Source organism: Azospirillum sp., assembly GCF_050789165.1.
Window position 1 is genome coordinate 94,855 of record NZ_JBOZRT010000093.1, and the last position, 12,994, is coordinate 107,848.

Annotated in this window: 15 protein-coding genes; 12 read left to right on the forward strand and 3 right to left on the reverse strand. The window is 71.2% G+C overall.

Features of this window, described 5'->3' with window-relative positions:
• From ACRWK7_RS20485 to ACRWK7_RS20495, 3 genes are read left to right on the forward strand one after another with little or no spacing between them, the layout of a single operon-like run.
• Entirely contained in the window at nucleotides 1-552 is a 552-nt protein-coding gene (locus ACRWK7_RS20485) for an RNA polymerase sigma factor (RefSeq protein ID WP_431858128.1), read from the forward strand.
• Nucleotides 549-962 (forward strand): hypothetical protein, encoded by a 414-nt coding sequence (locus ACRWK7_RS20490; RefSeq protein ID WP_431858129.1) that lies wholly within the window; start codon nucleotides 549-551, stop codon nucleotides 960-962. Before ACRWK7_RS20485 ends, ACRWK7_RS20490 begins: the two co-directional genes overlap by 4 nt.
• Nucleotides 959-1,396: a periplasmic heavy metal sensor gene (locus tag ACRWK7_RS20495; protein WP_431858130.1), complete on the forward strand. Its 438-nt coding sequence runs from the start codon at nucleotides 959-961 to the stop codon at nucleotides 1,394-1,396. The genes ACRWK7_RS20490 and ACRWK7_RS20495 overlap by 4 nt, the downstream gene beginning before the upstream one ends.
• 16 nt (nucleotides 1,397-1,412) lie before the next feature.
• Here the strand turns inward: ACRWK7_RS20495 and ACRWK7_RS20500 are convergent, their stop codons facing one another.
• On the reverse strand, nucleotides 1,413-1,745 hold the full coding sequence (locus ACRWK7_RS20500) for a hypothetical protein (protein WP_431858131.1): 333 nt from the start codon (nucleotides 1,743-1,745) through the stop codon (nucleotides 1,413-1,415).
• Nucleotides 1,746-1,898: 153 nt separating this feature from the next.
• Here ACRWK7_RS20500 and ACRWK7_RS20505 point away from each other — a divergent pair, with 153 nt between their 5' ends.
• Nucleotides 1,899-2,318 (forward strand): hypothetical protein, encoded by a 420-nt coding sequence (locus ACRWK7_RS20505; protein ID WP_431858132.1) that lies wholly within the window; start codon nucleotides 1,899-1,901, stop codon nucleotides 2,316-2,318.
• Nucleotides 2,319-2,324: 6 nt separating this feature from the next.
• On the opposite strand, the gene ACRWK7_RS20510 is transcribed toward ACRWK7_RS20505, so the two are convergent.
• Nucleotides 2,325-2,543: a hypothetical protein gene (locus ACRWK7_RS20510; protein ID WP_431858133.1), complete on the reverse strand. Its 219-nt coding sequence runs from the start codon at nucleotides 2,541-2,543 to the stop codon at nucleotides 2,325-2,327.
• Between the two features lie 260 nt (nucleotides 2,544-2,803).
• Here ACRWK7_RS20510 and ACRWK7_RS20515 point away from each other — a divergent pair, with 260 nt between their 5' ends.
• The gene (locus ACRWK7_RS20515) at nucleotides 2,804-3,190 is read left to right on the forward strand and encodes a response regulator (protein ID WP_431858134.1); all 387 of its coding nucleotides are present in this window, start codon (nucleotides 2,804-2,806) and stop codon (nucleotides 3,188-3,190) included.
• 165 nt (nucleotides 3,191-3,355) lie between these two features.
• Entirely contained in the window at nucleotides 3,356-4,132 is a 777-nt protein-coding gene (locus ACRWK7_RS20520) for a ParB/RepB/Spo0J family partition protein (protein ID WP_431858135.1), read from the forward strand.
• A 42-nt stretch (nucleotides 4,133-4,174) separates the two neighbouring features.
• Here ACRWK7_RS20520 and ACRWK7_RS20525 read toward each other — a convergent pair whose 3' ends face one another.
• On the reverse strand, nucleotides 4,175-4,882 hold the full coding sequence (locus ACRWK7_RS20525; RefSeq protein ID WP_431858136.1) for a GntR family transcriptional regulator: 708 nt from the start codon (nucleotides 4,880-4,882) through the stop codon (nucleotides 4,175-4,177).
• Between the two features lie 235 nt (nucleotides 4,883-5,117).
• Here ACRWK7_RS20525 and ACRWK7_RS20530 point away from each other — a divergent pair, with 235 nt between their 5' ends.
• The 6 genes from ACRWK7_RS20530 to ACRWK7_RS20555 all read left to right on the forward strand — a co-directional run bounded on the left by ACRWK7_RS20530 (nucleotide 5,118) and on the right by ACRWK7_RS20555 (nucleotide 12,923).
• Nucleotides 5,118-6,368: an ABC transporter substrate-binding protein gene (locus ACRWK7_RS20530; protein ID WP_431858137.1), complete on the forward strand. Its 1,251-nt coding sequence runs from the start codon at nucleotides 5,118-5,120 to the stop codon at nucleotides 6,366-6,368.
• Between the two features lie 56 nt (nucleotides 6,369-6,424).
• Complete coding sequence (locus tag ACRWK7_RS20535; protein ID WP_431858138.1) at nucleotides 6,425-7,300, forward strand: branched-chain amino acid ABC transporter permease; 876 nt, start codon at nucleotides 6,425-6,427, stop codon at nucleotides 7,298-7,300.
• A 10-nt stretch (nucleotides 7,301-7,310) separates the two neighbouring features.
• Complete coding sequence (locus ACRWK7_RS20540) at nucleotides 7,311-9,887, forward strand: branched-chain amino acid ABC transporter ATP-binding protein/permease (RefSeq protein ID WP_431858139.1); 2,577 nt, start codon at nucleotides 7,311-7,313, stop codon at nucleotides 9,885-9,887.
• Between the two features lie 175 nt (nucleotides 9,888-10,062).
• Nucleotides 10,063-11,001: a 3-hydroxyacyl-CoA dehydrogenase gene (locus tag ACRWK7_RS20545; RefSeq protein ID WP_431858140.1), complete on the forward strand. Its 939-nt coding sequence runs from the start codon at nucleotides 10,063-10,065 to the stop codon at nucleotides 10,999-11,001.
• A gap of 180 nt (nucleotides 11,002-11,181) precedes the next feature.
• A complete protein-coding gene (locus ACRWK7_RS20550; protein WP_431858141.1) occupies nucleotides 11,182-11,955 on the forward strand; it encodes an SDR family oxidoreductase in 774 nt (257 codons plus the stop codon).
• A gap of 26 nt (nucleotides 11,956-11,981) precedes the next feature.
• Entirely contained in the window at nucleotides 11,982-12,923 is a 942-nt protein-coding gene (locus ACRWK7_RS20555) for a 3-keto-5-aminohexanoate cleavage protein (RefSeq protein WP_431858142.1), read from the forward strand.
• The last annotated feature ends 71 nt before the right edge of the window (nucleotides 12,924-12,994 follow it).

A 12,994-nucleotide genomic window follows, 5' to 3' on the forward strand; every position in this document is an offset into this window, starting at 1 on the left:
ATGACGCATACCCCCGACAGCGACGACGCGCTGATGGGCCGCGTCGCGGCCGGCGACGCGGCGGCGTTCGAGGACCTCGCCGCCCGCCACATGTGCCGCGCCGTGGCGCTGGCGCAGCGGCTGACCGGCAACGCCTCGGACGCCGACGAGATCGCCCAGGACGCCTTCCTGCGCGTCTGGCAGCACGCCGGCCGGTGGGAGCCGGGGCGCGCCCGCTTCGCCACCTGGCTGTATCGGATCGTCGTCAACCTCGCCATCGACCGCAAGCGCCGGCCGGGCTTCCAGCCGCTGGACGACGCCGCCGAACTGGCCGACGAGCGCCCCGACGCCGTCGACCTCATCGCCGAACGCCAGACCGCCGACCAGGTCGGCAAGGCGCTGCTGGAGCTGCCCGAGCGGCAGCGCGCCGCCGTCGTCCTCTTCCACCAGGAAGGGCTCAGCCAGCGGCAGGCCGCCGAGGTGCTGGGCGTCGGCGAGGACGCCTTCGAATCCCTGCTCGCCCGGGCCCGCCGGGCTCTGAGGACGGCGCTCGCCGCCGGGAGGACGCCATGACCCACGACGACTTCCTCAGCCTGCTGGACGCGCACGGCAGCGACCTCACCCGCTGGCCGCCGCCCGCGCGCACCGCCGCCGAACGGCTGCTCGCCGCCTCGGAGGAGGCCGCCGCGGCGTGGCGGGCGACGCGCGCCGTCGAGGGGATGCTCGCCGAGCCGCCGCGGGTCAGCGACGAGCGCGTCGGGCGGCTGCTCGCCGCCGTGGCGCGGCAGGCCCGCGCGGCGCCGCGTGAGACGCTGCTGGTCCTGTTGTTCGGCCACATGCCGGTGCGCCTCGCCGGCGCGCTGTGCGCCGGCCTGCTGGCGCTCGGCTGGCTGGCCGGCGGGCTGACCATCGGGCCGGCGCCGTCCGACGGCGTGCTGCTGGCCGAGGACGTCCCCTCGCTGTTCGACGGAGGCCCGCGATGATCACGCTGACTCAGCCCCGCGTCTCCTTCCGCCTGCTGGTGCTGGCGTCGCTGGGGCTCAACCTGTTCCTCGGCGCCATGCTGGCCAGCAGCTGGTGGAACCACCGCCCGCCGCCGTCCGGGCCGATGCCGGACCGGCTGGTCGAACGCGTCGCCCCCGACCTGCCCGAGGCGGACGCGGTGCGGCTGCGCGCCGCCTTCTCCGCCACGCGCGCCCGGTTCGCCGCGCTGGAGGCGGAGTCCCGCGAGGCATCGGCGGCCGTCCGCGCGGTGGCCCTGCGCGAGCCGCTGGACGTCGGCGAGCTGCGCGCCCGCATGGACGCCGCCCGCGCCGTACGCCGCCGCATGGGCGACCTGATCGAGGACACCGTGCTCACCCTGATGCCGGAGCTGTCGCTGCCCGCCCGCGAACGTCTGGCCGCCGGCCGCCGGTGACGGTTCCTGTCGGCCGTCACCGCTGCCACAGCGCGGAGGCCTGCGCCAGTCGGGTCAGGAAGCCCTTGACCACCGGCAGGTCGCGCGGACAGGGCGCACACACCGGATAGCCCCGTTCGAGCGCGAACCCGAGGATGGGGCGCGGGTCGGTGCCCTCCGCGCCCTCGAAGACGTTCCAGGCGCCCTGGCTCCACGTCGCGACGATGGGCCGGCAGGCGTCGGCCTCCCCGACCGGCTCGACCCGGAAGTGGACGACGACGGGACGGATCAGCTGGGAGGTGACGGAGACCCTCACCACCCGCCCGCCGAGCTTGATCAGATAGGTGCAGGTGAGCGGCGCATTCGGCATGCATGGCAAACAGGCCCGGCGGGCCGATGGCATGCGCTACCCCCATTCCGCCCGCACCGGGCCGCGGGAACCGCGCCGCCGGCGCCGCGGTTTGTCCCTCACCGGACGCATGGCCACCGGACACACGGCCGCCGGACACACGGGAGGCGCACCATGGACACCGCGAACATCAACGACCCGCGCAGCGTGGAAGCCATCTACCCGCGCGCCGCCTTCGAGGAGGACGTGCGCCGGAACGCGCAGGACAAGACGACGGTGCAGCACGGGCTGAAGCTTCTCGCCGCGCCGGACGCCGAGGGACGCTTCCGGCTGACGCGGGCGAACCGCCACGTCGGCGAGGTGGAGGACGGGCATCACGTGGTCCTCCTCTGCCCGCAGCTCCCCCAGGGCGAGTACGCGCACTTCGTCCAGGACGACACCGACTACGGCGGCCCGGTGGAGCAACGCGACCCGCCGACCGACACGGAGGACCCCTACCGCGCCTTCATCGCGGACGTGATCCGGACGGCGCGCGCGACCCCGCCGCTGCCGCCGATTCCCGCGGAGCGGCTGCAGGGTTTCCGCGGCGGCTGACCGTACTCAGGACTCGGACGCGGCGCCGGCGGCGCGGGCGCGCAGCCAGTCCACCGCCTCCATCAGCGGCCGGCTTCCCTCGCCGCGCATGTCCAGCCGGACGATGAGGTCGAGCAGCTCGTCGGCCGCGTGCGTCATGTCGCCGGAAAGGTCCGGTGGCGTGGGGGTGCTCCGCGCTTGGCGGCGGGCCTCGCGGAAGCTGGCGAGGGAGATGATCGAAGCCATGACAGGCGACCCGTAGCGTCTTTATACCCGGTCATCCTCCCATCCCGGAGCATCCGCGGCCATGAGCCACGTCAAGCCCCCGCGATTCCGCAGCGTCGCGGGGTACGGCGGGAGGGGCACCCTGTTGGACGGATAATTTCTCCCAAACCCCCTTCGAAAGTTCTATTCAAACCAACCTGGGATCTGGTATACCATATTCGGAACACAGCAGCACACCGCCTGTTGTGTCGACGAGTGACCTCTCCTGCTGGAACGGACCCATGGCGACCTTGGCATTGATCGAAGACGACGCGCTGATCCGCACGAGCACCGAGATGCTGCTCCAGGCCTCGGGGCACCGGGCCATCGTGGCGGAGAACGGCAACGAACTGGCGGAGAAGATCGCGGCGTGGGGCATCCAGCCCGACGCTCTGCTCTGCGACTTCCACCTCGGCCAGCAGACGGCGCTGGAGGCGGTTCCGGAAGTTCTGCGCGAGATCAAGGGCCGCGTGCCGGTGTACGTGGTCACCGGCGACGCCTCGCCCGCCGTGAAGAGCAAGATCCAGGCAAACGGCTGGTACCGCCTGCTCAAGCCGCTCACTCCCTACGAGCTGCTGTTCACCGTCTCCCAGATCGAGCGTTCGACGGTCACCCGCGCGGCGTCATGACCGGAACGCCGGCCTGCGCTTTCCAATCTTGACAATATTCCTATAAATCGTCACCCTGGGCTCCGCAGCGGGCGACGTGCGCCCGCTCCTCCCCTTCCTTCACCGCCATCGCCGCGGGACCTTCGGGCCCCGTGCCGCATGGCCTGTGCCAGGAGCCCATGCGCCATGACCACCACCGTCACGGCGGGCGACGTCGCGTCGATCGCCGTCGCCGCCATCGCCGTGCCCGCCACCCACGCCCGCCGCCGCATGGACGGCGAAGGGCTGGACTCGCTGGCCCGCTCCATCGCCGAACACGGGCTGCTGCAGCCGGTGGTGGTGCGTCCGCTGGGCGGCGGCCGGTACGAGCTGCTGGCCGGGGCGCGGCGGCTGCGGGCGATGCGGGATCTCGGCGAAATGGCCATCCCGGCGCTGGTGCGGCAGTCCGAACCGGCCGAGGTGCTGTCGCTGATCGAGAACACCCAGCGCGAGGGCCTGGACGCGCTGGAGCTGGCCGAGGCCTTGCAGCGTCTGGCCGCCAAGGGCTGGGACCGGCTGGCGCTGGGCCGGCTGGTGAACCGCAGCCTGACCTGGGTCGGCGACGTGCTGAGCCTCAACGGCCTGCCCGACGCGATCAAGGCGGACTACCCGGAGGTGCGCCGGGTGGTGCCGCGTTCGCTGCTGGTGGAGATCGCGCGGGTCAGGGATCCGGAAACCCAAATGGCGCTGTGGGCGGAGGCCAGGGGCGGCGCGCTGACGGTGCGCGCGGCGCGGACGAAGCGTCTGGCGGCACGCCCCGCCCTGCCCCGTGCGCTGTCGGCGGTGCGGCGCTGCGTGAAGCAGCTCGACCGGCTGGACGGCGTGCCGGAGCTGAAGGCCAGGGACCGCGGCGCGCTGCTCGCCCTGCGGGAGCGGATCGACGCGCTGCTGTCCGGAGAGCGCGGCGCCTTGGGACCGTCGTAGGGTGGGGCGAACCGAACGCGAAGCCCAACCTGCAGAGCCCCTTCACTCGTCCAGCAGCGCGTCGCAGGCCAGGATGAAGTCGCCGGCGGTGGTGATGTCGCCGGCCAGCGCGGCGCGGGCGGCGGCGCCGTCGCGCGCCTCCAGCCCCTCCAGCATGCCCTGGTGGTAGCGCAACGCCACCCGGTCGGACAGCCGGCGCGACTTGCTGCGCAGGTCGAAGTTCAGCACCGGGCCGATCTGCAGCCACAGCCCCTCGATGATCTGCATCAGCGCCGGCATCTCCGCCGCCTCATAGATGCGGAAGTGGAAGTCCTTGTTGATGGCGATCAGCCGGCCGGCATCGGGTTCGGCGTGCGCGTGCTCCGCGGTGAAGGCGGCGTGCAGGGCGCGGATTCCCTCCAGCGCCGGGGAGGTCACCCGCTCCGCCGCCATCGTCGTGGCGTGGCCCTCCAGCATCAGGCGGATGGTGCGCAGTTCCTGGAAGCGGCGGCGCGTCAGGATCGGCACGCGCACCGTGCGGTTGGGCAGCACCTCCAGCGCCTGCTCCGCCGCCAGCCGGGCGATGGCGTCGCGCACCGGCATCATGCTGGTGCCCAGCGCCCCCGCCACGGCGCGGATCGACAGCCGCTCGCCCGGACACACCTGCCCGGCCATGATGAGATCGCGCAGGTCGCGGTAGACCCGGCCCGCCATGGTCTCGCGGTCGACCTTCCCCAACGAGGCGATGGCGGTCGTGGTTTCAGCGGGCATCTTTGTGCACGGATCATCCGCCCTTCGAACATCTTGACGGCCCGGCCGTTCCCTGCAACTGTGATCACATATCGCAGCGACCGCAAGTGTCTTCGCCGCGCCGAACTCCCGAAGGAGTCCGATTCCGAATCTCATCACCGATCATCCGACGGCGCCCCGGACCACCAGAACGCCGAGAAGCGAGGCCGGCGCGCTCCACCGAAACCAAGCCAAAACCAGGGGAGGAGAGACGACCATGAGCACCCGAGGGCACCCCACCCGCCGCACCGTGCTGACATCGGGCGCCGGCATCGCCGCATTGTCGGTCATCGGCGCGCCGGCCATCGTCTATGGGCAGTCCGACGTGATCCGCATCGGCCATCTGACGCCGCGCACCGGCTTCCTCGGCCCGCTCGGCGAGTACGCGGTGATGGGCGTGACGCTGGCGGTCGAGGAGGTGAACGCGGCGGGCGGCGTGCTGGGGCGGAAGCTGGAACTGCTCGCCGAGGACAGCGTCAACCCCTCCACCGCCGCCACTAAGGCCGAGCGCATGATCGAGCGCGAGAAGGTCGCCGCCATCCTGGGCGAGATCAGCTCGGCCTCGGGCCTGTCGATCTCGCAGGTGGCGGGGCGCAACAAGACGCTGTTCATCCAGACCGGCTGCAATTCTGACGAGCTGCGCGGCAAGTCCTGCAACCGTTATATGTTCCACATCGAGGGCGCCAACACGATGTACGTGAAGGCGGTGGGGCAGGCGCTGCTGCTGGAGAACATGGTGAAGGGCAAGAAGTGGTTCGGCCTGACCGCCGACTACGCCTTCGGCCATGACCTGCTGCGGGTGACCAAGAAGTTCGCGCAGGAGAACGGCGGCAGCTTCGTCGGCGACGAGCTGGTGCCGACCGACGCCACCGACTTCAGCCCCTTCATCCTGAAGATCCGGCAGGCGCGGCCGGACCTGGTGGTGTCGAACCTCGCCGGCAACCAGATCACCAACTTCATCAAGCAGTACAGCGAGTACAACCTGCCCTTCCCGATCGCCGGCGGCGGCTTCGACACCGCGGCGGCGTGGGGCGCGCCGGACTCCTTCGCCGGCATCTGGCCGTGCATCTGGCACCACACCGTGGCCTCGCCGAGCGCGCAGAAGTTCACCGACGCTTTCACCAAGCGCTGGGGCAAGCCGCCGGAGAACCAGGCCTGGGGCGACTATCTCAGCGTCAAGGTGCTGGCGCAGGCGATGGCGGAGACCAAGTCGACCGACAGCACCGCCCTGGTCAAGCACCTGGAATCCGGCGCCAAGTTCGACGTGATGAAGGGGCGGGAAGGCTATTTCCGCAACTGGGACCACCAGCTGATCGCCGAGATGTATTCGATCCGGCCGAAGCCGAAGAACCAGCAGAAGGACAAGTGGGACATTCTGGCCCTCGGCCCCGCGGTGCCGGCGAGCGGGCAGGATCTGGAGATCATCGCGCCGACCAAGGAAGAGAACGCCTGCACGTTCCCGGCGTAGCAAAAAGCCCTCCCCCGCCTCCGGCGGGGGAGGGCCCAGAATCCCGCGAGGTGCAGGTGGAACTCGTCTTCATCGTCGAGCAGGTGCTGAACGGGCTGGTGGTCAGCGCGTACTACCTGCTGATCGCGCTGGGGCTGTCGCTGATCTTCAGCCTGGGCGGCGTGGTCAACCTTGCGCACGGCGCCTTCTACGCGCTGGGCGCCTACTTCGCCATCGAGGTCGAGAAGCGCCTCGGCTTCCTCGGCGCCTTCGCGCTGTCGCCGGTGCTGGTGGCGCTGCTGGGAGTGGCGCTGGAACGCACGATGCTCCGGCGCTTCTACCGCTCCGACCCGATCCTCAGCCTGCTGCTCACCTTCGGGCTCGCCATGGTGATCGAGCAGGTGATCCGCATCGTCTGGGGCGCCGCTCCCCTGCCCTTCCAGATCCCGACGTTCCTCAAGGGCCAGCTGTTCCTCGGCGACTTCATCTACTCGTACTACCGGCTGGCGATGCTGGGCGTGGCGGCGACGGCGGTGGTGCTGACGTGGCTGCTGTTCAACAAGACCTCCTTCGGCCGCGTCGTGCGCGCCGGCGTGCAGAACCCGGACATGGTGGCGGTGCTGGGCATCTCGCTGGCGCCGGTGATGACCATCGTCGTGGCGATCGGCATCGGGCTGGCGGGATTGGCCGGCGTGCTGCTGGCGCCCATTGCCGGCGTCCACCCGGCCATGGGGACGGAGATCATCACCGCCGCCTTCGTCGTCGTGGTGATCGGCGGGCTGGGCAGCTTCTGGGGTGTGGTGCTGGCCGCCATGCTGGTCGGCGTGGTGCGGGGCCTTGCTGTCTACTACATGCCGCCGGCCGCCGAGGCGTCCATGTACCTGCTGATGCTGCTGGTCCTGCTGCTGCGCCCGCGCGGCCTGCTGGGCGAGCGCATCCAGAAGTTCGAGTGAGGGCCGACGCATGACCTCCCCCGCCCTCCCGCACGCCGCCCATCCCGCCCCGGCGCCCTGGAGCGCCTGGAGGCCGTCGCCGCCGCTGGTCGCGGCGCTCGGCATCCTGGCCCTGCCCTTCCTGTTCGAGGCGGCGGGGATGACGCTGACCTCGGCCACCGACTGCGTGATCTACGCGGTCGCCGCCATGGGGCTGAACCTGCTGGTCGGCACCACCGGGCTGGTGTCCTTCGGGCACGGCGCCTGGATGGGCATCGGCGCCTACGCCGCGGCGCTGATCCAGCTGAACTGGGCCCCCAAGGGCTTCGCACTGCCGGTGGCCGGCGCGGTGCTGGTGGTCGGCGTCCTGGCGGTGGTGCTGGGCTTCTTCTTCCTGCGGCGGCGCGGCGTCTACTTCTCGCTGATGACGCTGGCCTTCACCGCGATGACCTACGCCATCGCCTTCCGCTGGACCGCCCTGACCGGCGGCGAGAGCGGTCTGGGCGGCATCCAGCGGCCGGCGCCGTTCGGCATCGACCTGGACAACCGCGCCGCCTTCTACGCGACGGTGGGCGTGCTGGCCTTCGGCGCGGTGTGGCTGCTGTGGCGGGTGGTGCAGTCGCCGCTCGGCCGCACGCTGGTGGCGATCCGCGAGAACGAGCAGCGGGCCGGCTTCATCGGCTACGACACGCGTGGCTACAAGCTGGTGGCGTTCGTGCTGTCGGCCATGGTGACGGGCTTCGCGGGGGCGCTGTTCGTGCTGAACCAGCGCTTCGCCTCGGCCGACCCGACCAGCGTCGCCTTCTCGGGCGAGCTGCTGGCCATGGTGGTGATCGGCGGCATGCGCAGCTTCCTGGGGCCGGCGCTGGGGGTGGTGTTCTTCATCCTGTTCCGCGAGTTCCTGTCGATCTGGACGGAGAACTGGCTGCTCTACTTCGGCCTGCTGTTCGTCGGCTTCATCCTGTTCTCGCCGGCCGGGCTGGTCGGCATCGGCGCGCGGGTGCTGGGAATGATCCGCAAGGCGCCCGACGAGGCGGGAGCCATGGCGAACCGCGTGTCGGCGCGGGGCGCCGCGGCCGGCGTGCCGCCCTTCATCGAGCAGGCGGCCTCGGAAAGCACCGCGCTGGTCTGCGACGGCATCTCCAAGAGCTTCGGCGGCATCCAGGCGGTGGCCGGGGTGTCGTTCGCGGTGAGGGACCGCACCATCCACGCGCTGATCGGCCCGAACGGCGCCGGCAAGACCACGGTGTTCAACCTGATCTCCGGCATGTTCCGCCCGGACCTCGGCCGCGTCACGCTCGGCGGGCGGACGGTGTCGGGCCTGGGACCGCACGCCATCTGCCAGGCGGGGCTGGCGCGCTCGTTCCAGATCACCAACCTGTTCCCCGGGCTGACGGTGGAGGAGAACATCCGCCTCGCCGCCCAGGCCCGCCACGCCGCACGCCGCAACCCGTGGACGCCGGCGCTGCGCTTCGCCGCCATCAACACCGAGACGCGGGCGGTGATCGACTTCATGGGCCTGACCGGGACGGAGCACGCGCTGGCCGGCAGCCTGTCCTACGGCGGGCAGCGGCTGGTCGACATGGGCTTGGCGCTGGCCTCCAAGCCCTCCATCCTGCTGCTGGACGAGCCGCTGGCCGGGCTGGCGGCGGCGGAGCGCGAGCGCATCTCCGGCCTGATCCAGCGCATCAGCCAGCACATCCCGGTGCTGATCGTCGAGCACGACATCGACCGTGTCTTCGGCTTCGCCGACGCGGTGACAGTGATGAACCAGGGCCGGGTGCTGGTCGACGGCACGGTCGAGGACGCGCGCACCGACGCGCGGGTGCAGGAGGTCTACATCGGCTCCGGCACCGCCGCCATCGCCGCCCGCCCGCGCATCGAGGCGGCGGCGAGCGGGGAAACCGTGCTGGGCGTCGCGGACCTCAACGTCCACTACGGCAAGAGCCACATCATCGACGGCGTGTCGATGGAGGTGAAGCAGGGCGAGATCGTCGCGCTGCTCGGCCGCAACGGAGCGGGCAAGTCCACCCTGCTGAAGGGCATCATCGGCGTAGCGCCGCCGTCGTCGGGGCGGCTGGACTTCGCCGGGCGGGACCTCGTGGGCCGCAGCGCGCCGGAGATATCCCGGCTCGGCGTCGGCTACGTGCCGCAGGGGCGCGGGCTGTTCGCCGGGATGACGGTGGCGGAGAACCTGATGCTCGGCCGGCTGCGCCGGCGCACCGGCAACGGCATCCACTGGGACGAGCAGCGCATCTTCGAGTTCTTCCCGCGGCTCAAGGCGCGGCTCGACACCCCCGCCGACTACCTGTCGGGCGGCGAGCAGCAGATGGTGGCGGTGGCCCGCGCGCTGCATGGCGACGTCCGCGTCCTGCTGCTGGACGAGCCGTTCGAGGGCCTGTCGCCCGCCGTGACCGAGGAGCTGTTCGAGGTCTTCGACCAGCTGCGCCGCGAAATCTCCATCATCATCGTCGACCACAACCTCGACCTCGTGCTGGCGCTGTCCGACCGGACCTACGTGCTGGAGCGCGGCCGGGTGGTGCACACCGGGCCCAGCCGGCCGCTGCTGGAGGACCTCGACCTGCGGCGGCGGGTGCTGTGGCTGTGAGCATGGATACCCGTTCCCTTCCGTCATCCCCGCGAACGCGGGGATCCAGCGCTCGCGTCGGCGAGCCATATGAGTCATGTCGCCGCCGTCGCGGCTCTTGCTGGATCCCCGCGTTCGCGGGGATGACGGCCAGGACGGCAAACCGCTCAAGAAATCCATGGGAGGAACGGAACGCATGACCACCGTCGGCATCGTCGGCGCCGGCCTGATCGGCCGCGCCTGGGCCATCGTCTTCGCGCGCGCCGGCTGCGCCGTGCGCCTGACCGACGCCTCGCCGGACGCCGCCCGCGTGGCGCTGGGCATCATCGGCGACAGCCTGCGCGACCTGCGCGGCGCCGGCCTGCTGGACGAGGCGCCGGAGACCGTGCTGGGACGGATCTCCATGGCCGACGACCTCGCCGGCGCGGTCGCCGACACCGACTACGTGCAGGAGAACCTGCCGGAGGACCGCGACCTCAAGCGCGCGGTGTTCGCCGCCATGGACGCGCTGGCACGGCCGGACGCCGTCCTCGCCAGCTCGACCTCGGCGATTCCCGGCTCCGCCTTCACCGAGGGGCTGGCCGGGCGGGCGCGCTGCCTGGTGGCGCACCCGGTGAACCCGCCGCACCTCGTGCCGCTGGTCGAGCTGTGCCGCACGCCTTGGACCTCCGACGAGGCGATTGCCCGTGCCCGCGCGCTCCACGAGGCGGCCGGGCAGGTGCCGATCACCGTGCAGAAGGAGGTCGAGGGCTTCGTGCTGAACCGGCTGCAGGGCGCCCTGCTGAACGAGGCGCTGAAGCTGGTGGCGCACGGCTACGTCTCGGCCGAGGACCTGGACAAGACGGTGCGCGACGGCCTCGGCCTGCGCTGGTCCTTCATGGGGCCGTTCGAGACCATCGACCTCAACGCGCCGCAGGGGGTGGCGGACTACGGCGCCCGCTACGGCGGCTTCTACGACCGGCTGGCGGCCGAGCCGCTGCCGCCCTGCGGCTGGCGCCATCCCGTGGTACAAGCCATCGACGCGGAGCGCCGCGCCGCCCTGCCCGCCGACCGGCTGGCCGAGCGGCAGGCCTGGCGCGACCGCCGGCTGATGGCGCTGGTGGCGCACAAGAAGGCCGCAGCGGCAAAGGATTGAGTATACAAGCCCCTCTCCCTTGAGGGGAGAGGGGTTGGGGGAGAGGGTGGCGCCGGCGACAGCCGGCCGGGAAACTGACCGCCGCCTGCCGGCTGCTATGCCCCCTCTCCCCAAACCCCTCTCCCGCAAGGGGAGAGGGGATTCGAGAACGGAGGGAACGAGATGCTGGGAGCACAGGGAATGGACTTCGGCCTTGCCGGCCGGCGGGTGCTGGTCACCGCCGGGGCGGCCGGGATCGGGCGGGCCATCGCCGACGGCTTCATCGCCGCGGGCGCCAAGGTGCACGTCTGCGACATCGCCGACGACGCGCTGGCCGACTTCCGCAAGGCGCACCCGGAGCACCGCGCCACCCGCACCGACGTCGCCGAGCGCGCGCAGGTCGACGGGCTGTTCGACGCGATCGAGGCCGACTGGGGCGCCCTCGACATCCTGGTCAACAACGCCGGCATCGCCGGCCCGACCAAGCCGGTCGAGGAGATTTCCGACGCCGAGTGGCACCGCACCATCGCCGTCAACCTGGACAGCCACTTCTTCTGCCTGCACCGCGCGGTGCCGCTGCTGAAGCGCTCGCAGGACGCCTCCATCGTCGCGCTGTCGTCGGTGGCCGGGCGGCTCGGCTACGCTTACCGGCTGCCCTACGCGGCGGCGAAGTGGGCCATCGTCGGCATGGTCAAGAGCCTCGCCATCGAGTTGGGAGAGCACGGCATCCGCGTCAACGCCATCCAGCCCGGCGTCGTCCAGGGGCCGCGCATCGAGGCGGTGATCTCGGCCCGCGCCGACACGCTCGGCGTCTCCTACGACGAAATGGAGGCGGAATACCGCGACAAGGCGTCGCTGAAGCGCATGGTGACGGCCGAGGACATCGCCAACACCGCGCTGTTCCTGTGCTCGACCGCCGGCCGCAACATCAGCGGGCAGGCGGTAAGCGTGTGCGGCAACATCACGGCGCTCTGAAAAGCAACGAGGGAGAACGAGAGGCCATGACCAGCAAGAAGTCCGGCCGCAAGGTGATCGTCACCTGTGCGGTCACCGGCGGCATCCACACGCCGACCATGTCGCCGCACCTGCCGGTGACCGCCGACGAGATCGCCGAGGCCGCCATCGGCGCGGCCGACGCCGGCGCCACCGTCATCCACCTGCACGCCCGCGATCCGCAGACCGGCCGCCCGAGCCAGGATCCGGCGCTGTTCGCCAAGTTCCTGCCGCGCATCAAGCAGAGCACCGACGCCGTCATCAACCTGACCAGCGGCGGCGCGCCCACCATGACGGTGGAGGAGCGCCTGCGCCCCGCCGCCACCTTCAAGCCGGAGGTGGCCTCGCTCAACATGGGCTCGATGAACTTCGGCCTGTTCCCGATGCTGGGCCGCTACCAGGACTGGAAGCACGACTGGGAGCCGGCCTACCTCGAAGCCAGCCGCGACGTGGTGTTCAAGAACACCTTCAAGGACATCGAGTACATCGTGCAGACCTGCTCGGGCAACGGCACGCGCTTCGAGTTCGAGTGCTACGACACCGCGCATCTCTACAACCTCGCCCACTTCCTCGACCGCAAGCTGGTGACGCCGCCGCTGTTCGTGCAGACGGTGTTCGGCATCCTGGGCGGCATCGGCCCGCACCCCGAGGACGTGCTGCACATGAAGCGCACCGCCGACCGGCTGTTCGGCGACCAGTACGTCTGGTCGGTGCTCGGCGCCGGGCGCAACCAGATGCCGATCGCCGCGCAGTCGCTGGCCATGGGCGGCAACGTCCGCGTCGGGCTGGAGGACAGCCTGTGGTCCGGCCCCGGCCGCCTCGCCCAGTCCAACGCCGAGCAGGTCAAGACCATCCGCAAGGTGATCGAGGGCCTGTCGCTGGAGGTCGCCACCCCGGCCGAAGCGCGGCAGCTGCTGGCCCTCAAGGGCGGAGACGACGTGAACTTCTGACATCCGCGGGCCGGGTCGGGCGGCGGACGAGGCCCACGGGCCTCCCCGTGCCTGGACCCGGCCCGTCCCTA